Raw genomic sequence first — 17595 nt, forward strand, 5'->3', positions numbered from 1 at the left:
ATGATAAAAATCTGACAGTTCAGGAATAATTACTTGATGCACAATCCGACTGGGCATCGAAATTTTTAATGTACCTCGGTAATGCTGTTTTTGGGTCTGAATGAGTTGTTCTAATTGTTCATAGTCCAATAAAAGATTTTGGCATTCTGGCAATATTCGCTGTCCATCTTGCGTAAGACTGACTTTACGTGTAGTTCGATGAAATAAGCGTACGCCATAGTGAGTCTCAAGCTGTTGAATAGCACTCGTTACTGTTGAGCGCGGTAAATCGAGTCGATGTGCAACCTCACTAAAGCTTTGTCGTTTAGCGACTTCTGTAAAAATAAAAAATTGCTGTAAACGATCCATTTAATTGTTCGTTTTTTCTGAATAGTTAAACCAAACTAACACAATTGATCAAAAATTACCGCCAATCTAGACTAAAAATACATTAAAACAAGTCATCATAGGAACAATCATCATGACAACTCATAGCCTCAAAGATAAAGTTGTATTGATTACTGGCGGTGCTAAAAACCTCGGCGGACTCATTAGCCGAAAATTTGCAGAACAAGGAGCAAAACTCGCAATTCACTATAATAGTTCAGAAACTCAAGTAGATGCCGAGCAAACACTCGCAGACGTAAAAGCCTTGGGTGCAGATGCAATTCTAATTCAGTCAGATCTAACAGATATCGATAACATCGAGAAGCTATTCTTAGACACTAAGCAGCATTTTGGTGGAATAGATATTGCGATTAATACAGTTGGAAAGGTCTTAAAGAAGTCATTTTTAGAAACGACAGAACAAGAGTTTGATAGCATGAGTGATATCAACTCAAAAATTGCCTATTTCTTTATTCAATCGGCGGGGCGTCATTTAAATGATGGCGGCAAGATTTGTTCAATCGTGACTTCTCTTCTTGCAGCCTATACTGGGTTCTATTCAACCTATGAAGGTTTAAAAGCACCTGTTGAGCATTACACCCGCGCTGCATCGAAAGAATTTGGTGATCGCCAAATTTCTGTGACTGCTGTTGCACCAGGTCCAATGGACACACCCTTCTTTTATGGCCAAGAGTCTGCTGAAGCAGTCGCTTATCATAAATCAGCTTCAGCTTTAGGTGGACTTACTAAAATTGAAGATATTGAGCCTCTCGTTCGCTTTTTAGTCACTGATGGTTGGTGGATTACGGGCCAGACAATTTTCGCAAATGGTGGTTATACCACTCGCTAAAATTAAAAAAGCCGCATCTCATCGTGCGGCTTTTTCTTTAGGACTATTTAATTATAAAAACTCTTCCAGTACCGAATTTAAGAAAATATGCCCTTGCTCTGTACAGGCCAAACGAGTGCTGTCCTCTACCAGAAGTTTCCTTGCCCGTAATGAAGTAAGCACATCATTTAAATCATCTAAACTTAAGCCTGTACGCTGTTTATATAAATCGGCTTTTACCCCATCATTTAAGCGTAAAGCATTCATCATAAATTCAAAAGGTAGTTCATCTGCTTCAATCTTTTTCATTTGCAAATGTTCTGCTGGAACTTTAGCTAAATAGTCTTTCGGCAAACGAGTCTTTTGGAAACGATAGACGCCATCTGGCTGTGTTACTTTGCCATGTGCACCTGCACCAATTGCAAGATAATCACCAAACTCCCAGTAATTTAAATTATGAGCAGAAGGCTCCTCTTTACGCCAAGCTGACACTTCATAATTGATAAAGCCATTTGCTTTTAGATATGCTTCGCCTTGCTCTTGAATATCTTCTAACACTTCATCTTGAGGTAGAACAGGCTGCGTTCGGAAAAACACGGTATTTGGCTCAATAGTAAGCTGATACCAACTGATATGTGTAGCACCGTGCTCTACAGCCATCTTTAAATCATAAAGTGCTTGCTCTAGTGTTTGTTCAGGCAGTCCATGCATTAAATCGACATTAACTCGGTTAAAGCCTGCTTGTCTTGCTTGCTCTATTGCATCCATAGCATTATTTGCTGAATGAATACGTCCAAGCTTTTGCAAGTGATCTGTATTAAAAGTCTGTACACCAATCGACAACCGGTTAATACCCGCCTCTAAATAGCCTGCAAACGGGTCATGTTCTAGTGTTCCCGGATTAGCTTCTAAAGTAATTTCACAGTCATCTTCAAAGTTAAGTAATGACTTAAGCTGCTCAAACAGCCATGCATAACCTTTAGCAGAAATGAGTGAAGGCGTTCCCCCTCCAATAAATACACTGTGAATTGAACGCCCTTGGGCCATCTCAACTTGAGTTTCAAAGTCGGCCACTAAGGCTTTTAAATAGATTTGCTCGAGTTCTGACGAAAGCGCACCATCAGGCACCGCATGCGAGTTAAAGTCACAATATGGACATTTACGCACGCACCAAGGCATGTGGATATATAAAGATAACGGAACAGAAGCAGGGTTTAATACAGCCAAGGAACAAGGTCCAATTTACACAATATTTCTATTTTAACATGACTGCATCAATGGGCTTATGAAAACATACCTTAATTGCTTTAGACTGTTTTTAAACATACTTAAATATTGATAAAAATGATGAAATTCTCTAGTCAACTTTTCCTGATCTTACCCTTAGCTATGGGAATCGGTGTTGCCATGGCTTTTCAGACTGCAATCAATGCTCAGCTTCGTGAGCAATTACACTCACCATTACAAGCGGCATTGTTATCATTTTTCATAGGCACTATTGTCTTGGCCATTATGGTGTTCTTCCAAAGTGCTGAAAAACCCTCTTTAAGTGAAATATCTAATATTCCTTGGCTTCTTTGGACCGGAGGATTTCTTGGGGTTTATGCAATTAGCATGAGCATTTATACTGCACCTAAGCTTGGTTTTTTAACCTTTACAGGGTTAGTCGTTTTTGGACAATTGGTCATTTCTATGTTACTTGATCATTTTGGCTGGTTAGGCACCGAAAAGACACCTGTTACATGGCAACGGTTTCTTGGTGGAGTGGTCATCTTTGTTGGTGTGTTACTCACCTTGCAGCGCTAGTTTCATTTTTATATTTATAAAGAGTACCTTTTGTGTCGAATGTCACGTCGTTTCGGGCTGAATTAAAACAACTCTTCCATTTAATGTTACCTATTTTAATTACGCAGTTTGCTCAAGCAGGGTTCGGGTTAATTGATACCATTATGGCTGGGCATTTATCTGCCGCAGACTTAGCCGCTATTGCGGTAGGTGTAGGGTTATGGGTTCCCATTATGCTTCTGTTTAGCGGCATCATGATTGCAACTACGCCGTTAGTTGCAGAGGCAAAAGGCGCTAGAAATACAGAACAAATTCCTGTGATTGTTCGTCAGTCATTATGGGTTGCCATCATTTTAGGTGTAATGGCTATGCTCATTTTGCAGCTTATGCCTTTTTTCTTACACGTATTCGGTGTTCCAGAAAGCTTAAGACCTAAAGCAAGTTTATTCTTGCATGCTATTGGTTTGGGTATGCCTGCTGTAACTATGTACGCAGCGCTACGTGGCTATTCAGAAGCTTTAGGCCACCCACGTCCTGTAACCGCGATTAGCTTATTGGCCTTAGTGGTTTTAATCCCGCTTAACATGATTTTTATGCATGGCTTAGGACCAATTCCAGCCTTAGGTAGTGCAGGCTGTGGCTTTGCAACCTCCATTTTACAATGGCTGATGCTGATCACTTTAGCAGGCTATATCTATAAAGCTTCTGCTTATCGAAATACCTCTATTTTTAGTAGATTTGACAAAATTAACCTGACTTGGGTTAAAAGAATTTTAAAGCTTGGCTTGCCAATTGGTTTAGCAGTGTTCTTTGAAGTGAGTATTTTTAGTACAGGTGCATTAGTCCTTAGCCCATTAGGTGAAGTGTTTATTGCTGCACACCAAGTGGCTATTTCAGTTACTTCTGTGTTGTTTATGATTCCGCTATCACTTGCAATTGCCTTAACCATTCGCGTGGGGACGTATTATGGTGAAAAGAACTGGGCTTCCATGTACCAAGTACAAAAGATTGGTCTAAGCACAGCAGTATTTTTTGCTCTATTGACCATGTCGTTTATTGCCTTAGGCCGTGAACAAATTGTCTCGGTTTATACTCAAGATATAGACGTTGTACCTGTTGCCATGTATTTACTCTGGTTTGCAATGGGGTATCAGTTGATGGATGCTCTACAAGTCAGCGCTGCCGGCTGTTTAAGAGGTATGCAAGACACTCAAGCACCAATGTGGATTACCCTAATGGCTTATTGGGTGATCGCTTTCCCAATCGGGCTTTATTTGGCACGTTATACCCATTGGGGCGTAGCTGGCGTATGGCTTGGTTTAATTATTGGTTTAAGTATCGCCTGTGTTTTACTGCTCTCACGGCTCTACCTAAATACAAAGCGCCTAAGTCAAACCTAATAAAAAAGCCGATGAAATATCGGCTTTTTTATTTTATGCAGACTTTGCCCGCGGGCTTGCTCCAATTTGCCAGACAAAAGGTAAATCCGTACGGTTTACTTCCCAATCTCCAATCACTTTTTCTTTATAAATAAGCGGATTATGTGAAGACACAGTACGCGCATTACGCCAGAAACGATCAAGTTGTTTCGCTTGGCTACTTGCTGATGCACCTAATGCATTAAATAACTGACTTGTTAAATCAAGCACTAAATTGGAAATCACGACCTGCCCTTGTGCCGACTCAAGCTCGGCATCTACATTAAACTGATGCTCTTTCACTTCAGACTCGGCAAAATGGCTTTCATAAGCCTTTTGTAATGCCTCGGCCGTTTTCAAGGTGATTGCTTCACTTGCATAAGCTTGAGCTGAGGCCTTACCGACCACTTGTAAAACTTGTGGGTCGTGACGAACCAAGTCACCATTACCATGACTAAAAATACGTTTGCGTTCACGAATTTCCTGACTGAACGTCTCGACTGCAGCGCGCGCAATACCTGTTAATGTTGCAAGATGCACCACCTGATAAAAAGCGGTTTGATACTTAAAACGTTGGTCAAATGGAATGAGGTTTGAAGCTGGCAAATGAACTTGATGTACTTTTAAAGTACCACTGCCGGTTGTCTTTTGACCAAAGCCATCCCAATCATCAAGCACACTTACACCTGTTTCATGACGGTAAATAGCAGCAATCACATGACGGTCATTTACCTCATCGTAAGCAAATAAATCAATCCAGTCTGCAAAGATACTGCCAGTTGAATAGTACTTTTCACCATTTACCACCAAGTTACCCGAAGCGTCTTTGGTGACACGTGTAACGACATCACCAATCTGTACATTTCCAACTTCTGTCCATGCATTTCCGACTAAATCGCCTTGTATAAAACGCTGAAACCAGACTTCTTGCGAATGCTCTTTATGAGCAACCAAGCGGTCTTCAACAAATGCAAAATGACCACGTAAAGCTTGTACAATATTGGAATCAGCTTCTGCTAACTCTGCTAAAAGCTGGAACAGTTGAGGTAATGAAACCCCATCTCCACCATATTTACGGGGTACTCGTACAGCACCCAACTTAGCTTCTTTTAACCACTGAATCGGTTCAAAAGGTAAGATTCGCTCTTTTTCCCGTTGAATTGCACCTTGCGCAATTTTCTCAAAAATAGGACGAAATCTGTTTGCAACCTTTTCATAATCCGCGCCTACCGATAGTTCTTCTAATTCAATTTGAGCTGTTGTCATCGTTATTCTCCTAATTTTGTTTTTTCTTCAATTTAACTCCATGCATGACGAGGTGGTTGAACTCCATTGAGGTAGTAGTTACCGACAATGTGATATTTCCAACGCACAGGGTCATGCAAGGTATGGGTACGGGCATTGCGCCAGTGACGGTCAAGGTTGAGTTCAGATAAAGTAGAACGCGTACCCGATAACTCAAAAAGTTTATTGGCAGCCAAAATAGCAATTTCTGTGGTGAGTACTTTTGCCTCGGCAACCAATAGTGTTGCTTGGTTTACATGTTCTTCGGTGGTGTCAGCAATCGCCTGATCAATTGCATCTCCAGCCAAGTCAAGGACCGCTTCTGCTGCACGCAGTTTGATTTTTAAGTCACCAATATTTGCAATGGTGTAAGGGTCATCACTGGCTTTTTCCAGACCTGAATCAATCCATGCACGGCTGTGATTTTTGACGTATTGAATCGTTTCTTCAATTGCACCACGCGCAATACCTGCATCGACTGCAGCCTGAATAAACTGAGAAATAGCACCTGCTGGTGTTGGGCGTTCAAATGCTTGGTAAATCGGAACTAGATATTCTTCACGTACTGGCACCTGATTCAGCTCTACCGTACCGCTAGCCGTGGTACGTTGTCCAAAACCAGACCAGTCATTAATAATATTGACCCCAGATGTTTCACGTGGCACCAGTGCAGCATAAGGTTGCCCCTGTTCATTTACAGCAACAATTGGAATCCAGTGGGCAAGCAAAGCACCCGTTGCAAAGAATTTTTTGCCATTAATTTCATAACCATGTTCGGTCTTTTCAAGTTTAGTCGTGAGGTCCGCGACTGTCTTACTGTGTTTTTCCGAAAATGCATTGCCAAAACGAATTCCTCTTAGCACCAAATTAAAGAAGAACTGTTGCTGTTCAGGTTTCGCATCTAGTCTTAAATGTTCAATAAAAGCCAAGTGATTTTGAGGCAACTGAGCAAGGGAAGGATCGACACTTGCAATTGTTTTGATCACTTCTGCTAAAGTTCGATACTTGACTTGTGCGCCACCAAATTGCTTAGGTACTGTAATGGCCCACAGGCCGCTTTGTGAGAACTGCTGAATTTCATTTAAGGGTAAACGGCGTTCTCTATCACGATCTGATGCTTCTTGGGCAAACTCTTGAGCAAGTTGCTTGGCAATCTCAATTGCTTCTTCATCAGAACGAATAATATGTGCATCTTTCGACTGCTCGAATACAGATAAAGGAACCGCTTGAGAGCGCCCATAGGACGAATTTAGACTGGTCATAACTTTTATTGTCTCTATTTCTTATTTAACATGTCCTTCACCTTAGCACTAAAAAAACAGCGACTTTATAGATATTAAAGCTTTGTTTATGAAATGAATTTTGAAAAGCTTTTCACATTTTTTACTTTAAAAATAACGTTTTGTTTTTCGAAAATTTTCTTACATGCGATAAACAATTTCATATAGGCTTTTTAAGTTTTGTCACCTATGATCAAAACTAGACAATATTATGTTGTAGTCAACGAGGTATCGAAGATATGGCAAAGAATGCAAGTTCACCTGGCAAACGATTTATGAAACTTGCAGGAATGACCGCGAGCATTGCAACAAAAACCGTTTCTAACTCGATTCGAAACCTGACTGCGGATGAAGAACAGAAACTGGCTGCAAAAACTAAATTGTTTCAAGATATCGGTCTACAGATTGCAGACACCTTAGGCGAAATGAAAGGTGCTGTCATGAAAGTTGGGCAAATTGCATCGCAGTATAAAGATATCTTCCCACCAGAAGTTGCTAAAGCAATATCAAAACTACAACGCCAAGCTCCAGCCATGCCTTTTGCAGCAATTCAACAACAAGTTGAACGTGAGCTTGGAAAACCGCTCAACGCTGCCTTTAAATCTTTTGATGAACAGCCTTTTGCTGCTGCCTCGATTGGACAAGTTCACAAAGCAGTTTTGCCAAATGGTGAACAAGTTGTGGTTAAGGTTCAATATCCCGGTGTTGATGAAGCCTGCGAAAGTGACTTAAAACAAGTACGTTTAGCACTACGCTTAATGGGTGTACTTAAGATTGATAAAAAACTGCAAGATCAGCTTTTTGCAGAGATTCAAGATAGTCTATCAGCAGAGCTTAACTATGAAATCGAAGCTCAAAATCTTGAAGTCTTTAAAACTTTTCATAGCAAGTTAGATGACAAAATCATCATACCGACTGTTTATAAAGATTACTCTTCAAGACGTATTTTGACCTTAAGCCTTGAACAAGGTGACAGCATTGAAACTGCTAGTTCTTGGCCTATCGAAATTCGAAATACAATTGGCCGACGTTTAATCCGCGCTTTAGGTCAGGAAATGTTCTTTTTAAAACGTTTTCACTGTGACCCACATCCGGGTAACTTTGCCTTCCGCCAAGATGGCAGTGTCATTATTTATGACTATGGCAGTGTTAAAACACTTTCCAATGAAATTGTTTACAGTTTCAAACGACTGGTGAATGCAGCTCGTCATGAAGATATTGATCTTATTGAAACCGAATTACTTGCTCTGCACTCTTTGACCGAAAAAGGTAAATTCCCGAGCGATCTTTATAAACTCTGGATTGAAGTGTTGTTGCGTCCGCTTACCACAACCTATGATTTTGCAGAGAATTCATCCCATCATGATGGCATGTTACTCGTGAAAAAGTCTTTAAAATATTGGGATGTCTTTAAACCTTCACCAGATACATTAATGGTTAATAGAACCATTTCAGGACACTACTGGAACCTCATTCACTTAAAAGTACATGACAACCTGAATGATTTATTTGAAGAACTTGTTCCGCCTTCTAACTAATTCAATGAACTGATCAATGTAACCTTTCGGAGGTTACATTGACTTATTTATTGTTATGTTATAACATTTCTTTAATCAAAAATAATTTAGGACAATCTCTCATGCGTAAAGATATTCATCCTGCTTATCAACAAGTGTTATTTCATGACACCAATGCAGACGTGTACTTTTTAATTGGTAGTACCATTCAAACTAAACAAACTAAGGAATATCAAGGACAAGTCTATCCTTATGTGACTCTTGATATTTCAAGTGCTTCACATCCGTTCTATACAGGTGAAGTACGTCAAGCAAGTAATGAAGGCCGTGTTGCAAGCTTTAACAAACGCTTTGCTCGCTTCAATCGTAAGAGTTAATCTTACGTTAAGTTTTGACCAATACACTAAAATCATTGGAAGCCTAAGACTCATCTCCTCCACTTAGGCTTCTTTTTTTATGTACATTTTTTCAATGATTTTTTAAGGTGTGTATAAACCAAAACTTATCCACAATTTGGCTAAAAACGCTTCTTATTATTTTCAACAACCCATCATTTTTTATAGCTCTCAAGCTTTCAAAACGTGTATTCAATGCTATGCTTAAGCCCCATTTGATAGGAAGTTTAAGATTATGGCACAAGAGTTACTTGCCCAATTACAAGCAGGCACAGCAAAATTTTCAGATGTTTTAGCTCATATTGAAGCACGTTACCAACATACTCCAACAGCTTTTCAAAATGGCGCACAGCATAACGCTGCGACTGAAAATCAAGGCAGTGCAAAAGTTTTCTCTTTTGCCAAGTTACAAGGTTTAGACCAAGCACAAACTTTAAGTTTATTTGCAGAGCACTATGCATCTGTATTGGCTACCCCAGAGGGAACTGACCACCAAAATATTCGTCAGTTTATGCAAAATGGTTGGGATGGGGTGAAGTTTGAAGGTCAGGCTTTAACTGAAAAATAATAGATTTAAATAAATAATAGAAACGTCTTAATTTTTATTATGAGCACTGCCTTAAATGGAAGTGATATCCAAATGATGGATTGTATAGGCTAACCTTACTTTTCAAGGATGAAAAGTAACAAAAATCCTTTGTTACGCTGATGCTACCTCCCTGTAGCACAGCGAAACGACGGAATCCCTGCCGTCTGTCACGATAGTAAATGACTAATTATTAATTAAACTATTTGATTAATCTCTTACATTGGATACTCGGAAAATCATCAACAGCCTGACTCAAATCAGCAATATAATGTTTCTGCGACATATTGGATAATTGTAAACAGATAACAGGTTCTGTTGATGAAAATGGTTTTGCCTACTTTTGCCGAAATAAAAGTAGGTCGAGCCGACGGCTAATCCAGACATAAAACTTTATTGAAAAGACTCCGCAGTAAACATTTCAGCCAGAACAAATACTCAATGTCCCGCTACCCAATAATAAGTCGCCAATCCCAAACACGTAAAAATTAAAGACCCAATTAAATGAATAGAAATAGCCAACATCGCCATTCCCCACTTACCACTTTGCAATAAGGTGACGATCTCAATTGAGAAAGTTGAGAATGTAGTTAAAGCACCACAAAAACCGGTAATCACAAAAAGTTTATAGTTCGGACTCAAATCACTATGAGCAAAATAAGCCATCGCAAAACCAATAATACAACCACCGACCAAATTAACAGTAACAGTACCCAGTGGAATTTGCGGATAAATTGGGTTGAGTTTTAAACCTAAAAACCAACGCAACCACGCCCCCAGAACTGAGCCTAAAGCAATTGAAAGTAAAGGATAATACATAGAACCACCCCTTTAGTGAGATGCTAAAAGAGCAAAAAATAATGAAGGAAAATATGACATGGCGTACTCCAAAAATAAGCAGAGTACGCAATAACCTACGTACCCAGCGATATAAATACATGAGGGTAACGTAGGCATCATTAGCCAATACGGCGGTTTTTCAAGAGAGGAATGCCATCTCCCTGTTTTAAGTATATTAAATCATCTAAAAGTTGATTAAAACATACTTTTTAAATCATGGACGTTCATCGTATTGCGGTAAATCGTCACAAATGCTTTCCCACTCTGCTTTTGAAGCAGCAAAAATATGCATTGTCGGCTTTTGGTCTAATGGTGTATCTAGTGTCCCAATTCTTAAACGATACAGTTCAGGTTGGGCATCACGCGAGCTAATAAGCGGTGAACCACATTCACTACAAAACCAACGGTACACACCGTTCACAGCAAATTTTTTGACGAGGTCTTCACCTTGTGTAATTTTAAAATCTGCACTGTTGACAGGAGCATTCGTTGCAAATGCTGTTCCATTGGCTTTCCGACAGCGTTGGCAATGACACTGAATAATATCTCCGATACCGCCTTTAATTTCATAGCGGATACCCTGACATAAACAACTTCCTTGATAAACTGGTGATGTCTGAGACATGTTCTCATAAATCCTATTATTATTGATCGCTCAAAAATAACACTTTTCACATATCAAACATAGCACCAAATTCGCTGTTATTTTTCTAAAAATGAATGCACACCTTCACCAGCTGCTCGGCCCGTAGCAAAACATGCTGTAAGCAAATATCCGCCTGTAGGAGCATCCCAATCCAGCATTTCGCCACAGCAAAAAACACCTGAGGTTTGCTTAAGCTCTAAGCTTTCAGTTAATGCATCTTGCTTGATACCACCAGCACAACTAATTGCTTCTTCAATCGGTCTAAAACCATCTAACTTAATTTGAAGTGCTTTAATTTGCTGAGCCATAGTCTCTGGTTGATTCCATAGCGTTTTATCAACCACTTCTCTAATTAAGTTAATTTTGGCCGTGTCTAAGCCTGCTTTACGCCAGATATTAGTAAGCGATTGTTTTTTGCTAGCCTGTAACTTTTTAACTAACTGTGTAAGCTCTACATCAGGCAATAAATCTAAAAATAGATTTAAACTTTTTCCTTGTTTTTGTTGTTCTCTTAAAGCTCGTCCAAGTTTATAAATGACACCACTTTCTAAACCGTAGTGAGTAATCACAATATCACCATGAGTAAATTGGTTAGCTTCAACCCACGCATTGATACGTTTTAAAGGTTCCCCAAAACAACTTTCCATAAAAGCTGACCAAGTGTGCAATACCCCTGCGTTACTCGCTTGAAAAGGTTCGATACTGGATTGATCCATCCATTTTTGCCAAGCGCCATCACTACCCAATTGAGACCAAGACACCGCCCCGCATGCTAATACCACTGCATCATATTGTTGGGTAAAAGTTTCAGTGCTTTGATTATTTTGGTTTTCTAAAGTCACTTTTGTACCTTGCAAATTAATACAACGATGACGATAAAAGAATTTAACTTGCTGTTCTGCTAAACGTTTTAACCAAGCACGAAGTAAAGGAGCCGCTTTCATTTCAACAGGGAAAATACGACCGGAACTACCTACATACGAGTCTATTCCCAGACTTTTCATCCAGTTCTGAATCCAGACTGCATCCCATTTTTCAACCCACGGCTTGAGCCATTCTGCATGATCATAACGTTCAATGAACTGGGCTAATGGTTCAGCATGCGAAATATTTAAGCCCGTTTTGCCTGCCATCAAAAACTTACGCGCAGCCGAAGGTTTTTGCTCAAACACATCAATTTCATAAGCATACTGACTCAGTCCCTCAGCTGCCATTAAACCAGCCGGACCCGCACCAATAATGGCAATCCGCTTATTCGCCATGTGTTTGCCCTTGCATTGGCGTAAACTCATCAAATCGAGTTTGATAACCTTCCGGCTTGGTCATAATGAGCTGTTGACAAGGCTCGCCACGCTCTAAATATTTAATTTCAAAATGAGTGCGTGCAGAGGTTTGCGCAATTTTTTCTTTTTGGTAAGGCAGCTTCCACACGTTTAATAACTGTTGTTCAGCTTCTTCAATATATTCAGGAATATTACTTGCTAAAGTAATAGTTCCACCTGTTTTCAGGCGTGATAATAAAAACTCAAAAAATGGCATGTTCAACCAGCGTTGTGCTGGATTATGAGGTTCTGGGTTGGGATATAGAATAAAAAAATGTTCAACTTGAGCAGGGTATAAAGCATGTACAACCCAAGGTAAAGCATCTGCATGTACAGGTACCAAGTTGTCTCTTGGTTCCAAACCATGCTGCTTTTGCATGGCTAAGAATTTTTCTCTAGTTCGTTCAATTGCATATAACGTGTGCTGAGGATTTTGCCCACTAAATAGCAAAGCATGTTTACCTTTGCCTGCCCCAATTTCTACACAAATCGGAGTATTTTCAATTGGGGTAAAATCACGAGGCGCTTGCATACGTTGTGCTTGAAATTGACGAATCTGCATAATCACATCAAACTAAATAAAAATCGGCACAAGTCTAACAAGTCACCTGACTTTTGCCTAATCTATTTCTCTTCACTTTGAGGATATCGCTTTATGCCACGTACATTCCCCTGCCCACGTTGTGGTGAACCAAGTGTTTGGGAAGGCAATGAATTTCGTCCGTTTTGTTCTGAACGTTGTAAACTCATTGATTTAGGCGCTTGGGCAAACGATGAATATAGACTGCCTACCCAAGATGCTCCTCAGCAAGACAAGGGTAGTCAGCATGAAGATGATTATGAAGATTAACCCGCTTTACCTGCGACAAAAGGGTTAAATTGTTTTTCATAGCCAATGGTACTCATTGGACCATGACCTGAAATAAATTGGGTTTGATCTGGCAAGCTAAAGCATTCACGTTGAATCGATTCAATGAGTTGCTCATGGTTACCACGTGGAAAGTCTGTTCTGCCTATTGAGCCTTTAAACAGGACATCGCCAGTCCAGAGTAAACCATGATTCTTGTTATAGAACATGACGTGACCTGGTGTATGTCCTGGTGCAAAACGCACTTCAAACTCATCTTCACCGAGTTTTAGCACTTCACCGCCTTCAAGCCATTGATCGACTTTTACAGGCTGTGGGATTGGAAAACCATAACGTGCCGAAACTTCCTGAATCATATCTAGCCAAAACTGATCTTCTTTATGCGGACCAACAACAGGAACACTCCACTCTTTTGCGAGTTCACCCACTGCCCCTGCGTGATCTAAATGCCCATGAGTGAGCCATAGCGCCTTTACTTTTAAACCTAAAGCTTCTACTTCTTTCTTTAAAACAGCAGCGTCACCGCCTGCATCAATCAAAACTGCTTCTTTTGTTTCACTGTCCCAAACTAAAGAACAATTTTGAGCAAAAGCAGTAACTGGAACAATTTTGACTTGCAGCATAAGAACCTCTGGCTAAAACGCAATTAACGGTGGGCTAAGGTATGGGTAAGGGCATCAAGATTAGCCTGAACTAAACCTGCAAGCAAATTAATATGAGCTTGATCGCTATTTAAAGCAGGAATGTAAGCATAGCTTCCGCCACCTGCCTCTTGAAACAACTCAGCGTTTTGTATAGCGAGCTCTTCAAGCGTTTCTAAACAGTCAGCAGAAAAAGCAGGACTTAAAACCTGAACTGACTTAACACCTTGCTTTGCCCAATCTTGTAAAAGCTGGTCGGTATAAGGTTTCACCCATTCTTGTTTTCCAAAACGTGATTGGAAGCTAATTGCCCATTCATCATCTTTTAAATGCAAAGCTTCAGCGACTAACTTTGCAGTAATGCGACAACGGTCTGCATAAGGATCACCTTTGTCTGCATAAGGCTGTGGAATACCATGAAATGACATCAATAGTTTTTCAGGCTTACCATGCTGTGCTTGATAAGCTAAAACACTTTCTGCCAGTGCTTGAATAAACATTGGGTGCTGATAGTAGTCTTTAATAATGGTCAAACCCGGCAAATTGCGCTGAGTAGGAATCCACTTAGCAAATGCGTCATATAACGGTGCTGTCGATGTGGCAGAATACTGAGGAAATAAAGGCAATAAAATGACATGCTCTTGTGGATGAGCTGCCAACTTTTCTAAAACTGCATCAATACCCGGATTACCATAAGTCATGGCGGGCAACACAGTTAAGTCAAACTGTTTATTTTCACGCTCTAAATAAGCCTGCACACGTTGAGTTTGCTCAAATACAATTTCACGCATGGGCGAATCGGTAGACCATACCGAAGCATAGGCATGCGCTACTCTTTTTGGGCGAAAAGGCAAAACAAACAGATTTAAGATAATCCACCAGATGAATTTTGGTATTTCAATCACACGTGAATCAGATAAAAACTGCTTTAAAAAACGGCGCACCGCTGGGACAGTTGCCTCATCCGGTGTGCCTAAATTCGCTAAAATGACAGTAACTTTCGGTTTTTGTTCAAACGACATGCGCAAATGCCTTTCAGTTCATCTTATGACACTAATGTAACAGTTTTCATGGTCATATCTAAATTGAATTGCTCTAAGCTTTTAATCGAGTCACCCGATGGTTCCATTTATAACTGAGCAAGAGCTTTTGCGCTTTTGTCGTCACCTTCCATAAACTATGCTGCTGATCAATCTTGGTTGGAACAATCCAACCCTGTGATTGCATCTGATTTTTAATACGGAATAGTGCCTTATGATTAATCTGTGCGCCAGCCACCGCATGTGCTCTTGGCAACTCCTGACGGGCATCCTCTAGTCCTGCATGATTGAGATATTCATTGAGACAAGTTCCAAAGTTTTCTTCTGGCATGGCTGTCTCAAAATGTTTAGCCAATATACTTAAGAGCTGTGACCAAGTCATTTGTCTCTAACGCTTAAGCTCTCTAAAGTTGCCATCTTGAAAAGCTTGAATCTGATATTCAAACGCAAAAACATCATGTGGAGCCACTTCATTGGTTTGAGTTGATGACTCTACTAACTGTTGCTCTAATTGTGAAATTTTACTTTTTAATCGATTAATTTCATCTTCTAATTGATGTGCTTGGTGTGCAGGTACCCAGCCTTGCCCCACATGCTGTTCAACTATTAGAGGCATATTTAAACGGACCGCTAACTCTAAGTCACGAGGGCTTTTAAAGTAAAATATGTGGTGAGCTTCATGTAATAGTTTTTTTCTAAATGCGAGAAATTTTTCTTTAAGCTGTGGATGAGCCTCTTGTAAATGCATCTCGCGGCTTTCCGGCTGTTCATGCATAAATACAACAATCGGTTTAGCTCGACTTAAAGCGTATTCATACTCTAGAGCAAAGTAACTAGCACCAGAAATAGATTGTTCACCATACTGGCTACCTAGCAACAAAACAATATAATCCGATTCATCAATTTGCCGACGGGCAAGTGTTGTAGTTAAAGGACTTCTATACTCTAAACCCCAAGCAAAAAAACCCATACTGACTAAAGTTTGAGAGAGAACCATACGTTCAGGTTGCATCTCGCGACCTGACGTTGAAATAAAAATCTGATAGCGTGTATCGAGCATAACAATACCCTTATCGCCCCATAATCTTAATATGGCCCAAATAAGCCAAGATTATGAACCGCCCCAAATAAGAAAAATAAATATAAAAAACGCTTTCTTCTGAATGCCTACAACAGAGCTCAACTCAGATTGTGTAGCGTCCATGTCAATTCTTGTGGAATCATATTCTGTAAAACAGGTTGCAATGCTTCGGCATTATTACCACTTACATAACATTCAATACGTGCAACATTCTGACGTATTTGGTCACATAATAACTCATTTTTTATTAAAATACGGGCTGTTTGTCGGGCAACTGCCAATCCCGAATCAACCAGTGTGAATTGGTTATCAAAAAGATGATGAATTGCTTCATTTAAGAACGGATAATGTGTACAACCGAGCACTAAATAGTCAGCCCCTTGATCGGCTGCAGGCTGTAAAACCTCTTTTAATGCATTCAAACAAACAGGACTCATTTGCTGGCCTGCTTCGACACAAGGAACAAGCTCCAGATTGGTTAAAGTCATGACTTTAACACCCGCTGGAACAGCAAATTTTTCCACGACATCTTTAATAAGTTGCCCACGAAAAGTAGCAGGCGTTGCCAATACTGCAACTACTTTAGAACGGGTTTGTAATACGGCAGGGTTTAATGCCGGTACTAAACCAACAATGGGAAAGTGCTCGCCATAATGTTCACGTAAATGGTCAAGACTAAATGCTGAGGCAGTATTACATGCCACGACTGCAATTTTACAACCTTGGCGGTATAACCAGTCGACAGCGCGAGCGGTAAGCTCTCTAATTTCTTCATCAGAACGAGGGCCATAAGGAACATAGGCTGTATCGGCATAATAGACAATATGTTCGTTTGGCAAATATCTGGCAATTTCTGCTGCAACCGACATTCCACCAATTCCCGAATCAAAAATACCAATTGGGGCATCTGCCGATGCTTTAGGCATAGATTCTAATTCGGTAAATAAAGGCTGTATGGCTGTCATGGCAGTACTAGAGAGTGTCGGAAAATTTCACTCTATAAAGCTTAAACCTCAAGTGCCTAATTGCAAGTGCAAATTACCACTTTTTAACTGCAAAATGGTTTCGCCTTTATCATTTTCGACCAATGTTCCGTAGTTCACGAGATGATAGAAAGCCTGACGTTGAATAAGCGCATTAATACCAAATCGGACATGCACGTATGGGCGTAATTCTCCTGCATATTCGCGCATAAAAATCGGGTGTTCTGCATCAACTAAAATCACATCTTGATTGGTGGTAGTCAGTTGCAAAAACTGATCACCTGAAATTTCAACCTGATCGACCTGATTGACCAATAAAGGTTCATCTTCAACTTCGATTTCAATTTGTTCTACAGGGGTTTTCAGGTAGAATTTACCCTCTTCTTTCCATAGGACTTTGGTAAACAAATCCAATAGAGCTTGGCGCTTGATTAATTGACCTTCGTGCCACCATTCTCCATTGGCTTTAACCGTTAAATCCATTTTACCGCAATGCTTTGGATGCCATTGCTCTAAAGGTGGGATTGACCTTTTGTGACTTTGCTGTACACCTTTTAAGTATTGTGCAATGCTCATTAAGTTTTTATCATCAGATAACGGTATTTTTCCCATATCCGATGGGGAATTATTTTGATTTACCATAGTTTATGCCTTGCTGACGAGAAAATATGACGACTCAGCCAATTGGCTAGATCATGGTTTAAAACTATACTA

Annotated in this window: 19 protein-coding genes, 1 pseudogene and 1 riboswitch; of the genes and pseudogenes, 7 read left to right on the plus strand and 13 right to left on the minus strand. The window is 40.1% G+C overall.

Annotation, left to right across the window (positions count from 1 at the left end; genetic code table 11):
• The coding region (locus tag J671_RS07390; protein WP_031981850.1) for a LysR family transcriptional regulator at positions 1–348 on the minus strand (348 nt) is incomplete at its 3' end.
• 112 nt (positions 349–460) lie between these two features.
• Between J671_RS07390 and J671_RS07395 the strand changes: the two genes are divergently transcribed.
• Positions 461–1216, plus strand: coding sequence for an SDR family oxidoreductase (locus J671_RS07395; protein WP_031981851.1), 756 nt, complete (start codon positions 461–463; stop codon positions 1214–1216).
• 51 nt (positions 1217–1267) lie between these two features.
• Here J671_RS07395 and hemW read toward each other — a convergent pair whose 3' ends face one another.
• Positions 1268–2422, minus strand: a complete 1155-nt coding sequence (gene hemW / locus J671_RS07400) for a radical SAM family heme chaperone HemW (RefSeq protein WP_031981852.1) — start codon at positions 2420–2422, stop codon at positions 1268–1270.
• A gap of 117 nt (positions 2423–2539) precedes the next feature.
• On the opposite strand from hemW, the gene J671_RS07405 reads away from it, so the two are divergent.
• Positions 2540–3001 (plus strand): DMT family transporter, encoded by a 462-nt coding sequence (locus tag J671_RS07405; RefSeq protein WP_001984522.1) that lies wholly within the window; start codon positions 2540–2542, stop codon positions 2999–3001.
• Between the two features lie 32 nt (positions 3002–3033).
• Complete coding sequence (gene abeM, locus J671_RS07410; RefSeq protein ID WP_004710751.1) at positions 3034–4380, plus strand: multidrug efflux MATE transporter AbeM; 1347 nt, start codon at positions 3034–3036, stop codon at positions 4378–4380.
• Between the two features lie 33 nt (positions 4381–4413).
• Here abeM and J671_RS07415 read toward each other — a convergent pair whose 3' ends face one another.
• Both J671_RS07415 and J671_RS07420 read right to left on the minus strand, forming a co-directional pair.
• On the minus strand, positions 4414–5664 hold the full coding sequence (locus J671_RS07415; protein ID WP_002053386.1) for an acyl-CoA dehydrogenase family protein: 1251 nt from the start codon (positions 5662–5664) through the stop codon (positions 4414–4416).
• A 32-nt stretch (positions 5665–5696) separates the two neighbouring features.
• The gene (locus J671_RS07420) at positions 5697–6944 is read right to left on the minus strand and encodes an SfnB family sulfur acquisition oxidoreductase (RefSeq protein WP_002053477.1); all 1248 of its coding nucleotides are present in this window, start codon (positions 6942–6944) and stop codon (positions 5697–5699) included.
• 257 nt (positions 6945–7201) lie between these two features.
• On the opposite strand from J671_RS07420, the gene J671_RS07425 reads away from it, so the two are divergent.
• The 3 genes from J671_RS07425 (at position 7202) to J671_RS07435 (ending at position 9442) form a co-directional block, all read left to right on the plus strand.
• On the plus strand, positions 7202–8500 hold the full coding sequence (locus tag J671_RS07425) for an ABC1 kinase family protein (protein WP_002053487.1): 1299 nt from the start codon (positions 7202–7204) through the stop codon (positions 8498–8500).
• 101 nt (positions 8501–8601) lie between these two features.
• On the plus strand, positions 8602–8856 hold the full coding sequence (locus J671_RS07430; protein WP_001224256.1) for a type B 50S ribosomal protein L31: 255 nt from the start codon (positions 8602–8604) through the stop codon (positions 8854–8856).
• A 253-nt stretch (positions 8857–9109) separates the two neighbouring features.
• The gene (locus tag J671_RS07435; RefSeq protein ID WP_002114866.1) at positions 9110–9442 is read left to right on the plus strand and encodes a HopJ type III effector protein; all 333 of its coding nucleotides are present in this window, start codon (positions 9110–9112) and stop codon (positions 9440–9442) included.
• 456 nt (positions 9443–9898) lie between these two features.
• Here the strand turns inward: J671_RS07435 and crcB are convergent, their stop codons facing one another.
• The 4 genes from crcB to J671_RS07455 form a co-directional block, all read right to left on the minus strand.
• Positions 9899–10279, minus strand: coding sequence for a fluoride efflux transporter CrcB (crcB, locus tag J671_RS07440; RefSeq protein ID WP_031981854.1), 381 nt, complete (start codon positions 10277–10279; stop codon positions 9899–9901).
• Positions 10280–10403: 124 nt separating this feature from the next.
• Positions 10404–10470: riboswitch (Fluoride riboswitch) on the minus strand.
• A gap of 44 nt (positions 10471–10514) precedes the next feature.
• Complete coding sequence (locus J671_RS07445) at positions 10515–10925, minus strand: GFA family protein (RefSeq protein WP_004883467.1); 411 nt, start codon at positions 10923–10925, stop codon at positions 10515–10517.
• A 77-nt stretch (positions 10926–11002) separates the two neighbouring features.
• Positions 11003–12208: a TIGR03862 family flavoprotein gene (locus J671_RS07450; RefSeq protein ID WP_031981855.1), complete on the minus strand. Its 1206-nt coding sequence runs from the start codon at positions 12206–12208 to the stop codon at positions 11003–11005.
• Complete coding sequence (locus tag J671_RS07455; RefSeq protein ID WP_081404840.1) at positions 12198–12836, minus strand: SAM-dependent methyltransferase; 639 nt, start codon at positions 12834–12836, stop codon at positions 12198–12200. Before J671_RS07455 ends, J671_RS07450 begins: the two co-directional genes overlap by 11 nt.
• A gap of 87 nt (positions 12837–12923) precedes the next feature.
• On the opposite strand from J671_RS07455, the gene J671_RS07460 reads away from it, so the two are divergent.
• Complete coding sequence (locus J671_RS07460; RefSeq protein WP_001138289.1) at positions 12924–13118, plus strand: DNA gyrase inhibitor YacG; 195 nt, start codon at positions 12924–12926, stop codon at positions 13116–13118.
• Here J671_RS07460 and J671_RS07465 read toward each other — a convergent pair.
• The 5 genes and pseudogenes from J671_RS07465 to J671_RS07480 form a co-directional block, all read right to left on the minus strand.
• Positions 13115–13759, minus strand: coding sequence for an MBL fold metallo-hydrolase (locus J671_RS07465; RefSeq protein ID WP_031981859.1), 645 nt, complete (start codon positions 13757–13759; stop codon positions 13115–13117). The two genes, J671_RS07460 and J671_RS07465, sit on opposite strands and share 4 nt — an antisense overlap.
• A 23-nt stretch (positions 13760–13782) precedes the next feature.
• Positions 13783–14799, minus strand: a complete 1017-nt coding sequence (gene hemH, locus J671_RS07470) for a ferrochelatase (protein WP_031981860.1) — start codon at positions 14797–14799, stop codon at positions 13783–13785.
• 73 nt (positions 14800–14872) lie between these two features.
• Positions 14873–15877: pseudogene (locus J671_RS0104240) on the minus strand (DUF4062 domain-containing protein).
• Between the two features lie 119 nt (positions 15878–15996).
• Entirely contained in the window at positions 15997–16863 is an 867-nt protein-coding gene (gene murI / locus J671_RS07475) for a glutamate racemase (protein ID WP_031959255.1), read from the minus strand.
• A gap of 48 nt (positions 16864–16911) precedes the next feature.
• Positions 16912–17523 (minus strand): DUF1285 domain-containing protein, encoded by a 612-nt coding sequence (locus J671_RS07480; RefSeq protein WP_031981861.1) that lies wholly within the window; start codon positions 17521–17523, stop codon positions 16912–16914.
• Positions 17524–17595: the final 72 nt, after the last annotated feature.

It is taken from the genome of Acinetobacter sp. 1130196 (assembly GCF_000588095.1).
Lineage (GTDB): Bacteria > Pseudomonadota > Gammaproteobacteria > Pseudomonadales > Moraxellaceae > Acinetobacter > Acinetobacter nosocomialis.

What these genes read in the sequence shown, in the direction of transcription:
- J671_RS07450 (WP_031981855.1), bottom strand. Translation starts at nt 12,208, where the DNA reads ATGGCGAATAAGCGGATTGCCATTATTGGTGCGGGTCCGGCTGGTTTA.
- murI (WP_031959255.1), bottom strand. Translation starts at nt 16,863, where the DNA reads ATGACAGCCATACAGCCTTTATTTACCGAATTAGAATCTATGCCTAAA.
- J671_RS07460 (WP_001138289.1), top strand. Translation starts at nt 12,924, where the DNA reads ATGCCACGTACATTCCCCTGCCCACGTTGTGGTGAACCAAGTGTTTGG.
- J671_RS07480 (WP_031981861.1), bottom strand. Translation starts at nt 17,523, where the DNA reads ATGGTAAATCAAAATAATTCCCCATCGGATATGGGAAAAATACCGTTA.
- J671_RS07435 (WP_002114866.1), top strand. Translation starts at nt 9,110, where the DNA reads ATGGCACAAGAGTTACTTGCCCAATTACAAGCAGGCACAGCAAAATTT.
- hemH (WP_031981860.1), bottom strand. Translation starts at nt 14,799, where the DNA reads ATGTCGTTTGAACAAAAACCGAAAGTTACTGTCATTTTAGCGAATTTA.
- J671_RS07465 (WP_031981859.1), bottom strand. Translation starts at nt 13,759, where the DNA reads ATGCTGCAAGTCAAAATTGTTCCAGTTACTGCTTTTGCTCAAAATTGT.
- J671_RS07415 (WP_002053386.1), bottom strand. Translation starts at nt 5,664, where the DNA reads ATGACAACAGCTCAAATTGAATTAGAAGAACTATCGGTAGGCGCGGAT.
- J671_RS07445 (WP_004883467.1), bottom strand. Translation starts at nt 10,925, where the DNA reads ATGTCTCAGACATCACCAGTTTATCAAGGAAGTTGTTTATGTCAGGGT.
- J671_RS07420 (WP_002053477.1), bottom strand. Translation starts at nt 6,944, where the DNA reads ATGACCAGTCTAAATTCGTCCTATGGGCGCTCTCAAGCGGTTCCTTTA.
- J671_RS07425 (WP_002053487.1), top strand. Translation starts at nt 7,202, where the DNA reads ATGGCAAAGAATGCAAGTTCACCTGGCAAACGATTTATGAAACTTGCA.
- J671_RS07395 (WP_031981851.1), top strand. Translation starts at nt 461, where the DNA reads ATGACAACTCATAGCCTCAAAGATAAAGTTGTATTGATTACTGGCGGT.
- J671_RS07430 (WP_001224256.1), top strand. Translation starts at nt 8,602, where the DNA reads ATGCGTAAAGATATTCATCCTGCTTATCAACAAGTGTTATTTCATGAC.
- crcB (WP_031981854.1), bottom strand. Translation starts at nt 10,279, where the DNA reads ATGTATTATCCTTTACTTTCAATTGCTTTAGGCTCAGTTCTGGGGGCG.
- J671_RS07405 (WP_001984522.1), top strand. Translation starts at nt 2,540, where the DNA reads ATGATGAAATTCTCTAGTCAACTTTTCCTGATCTTACCCTTAGCTATG.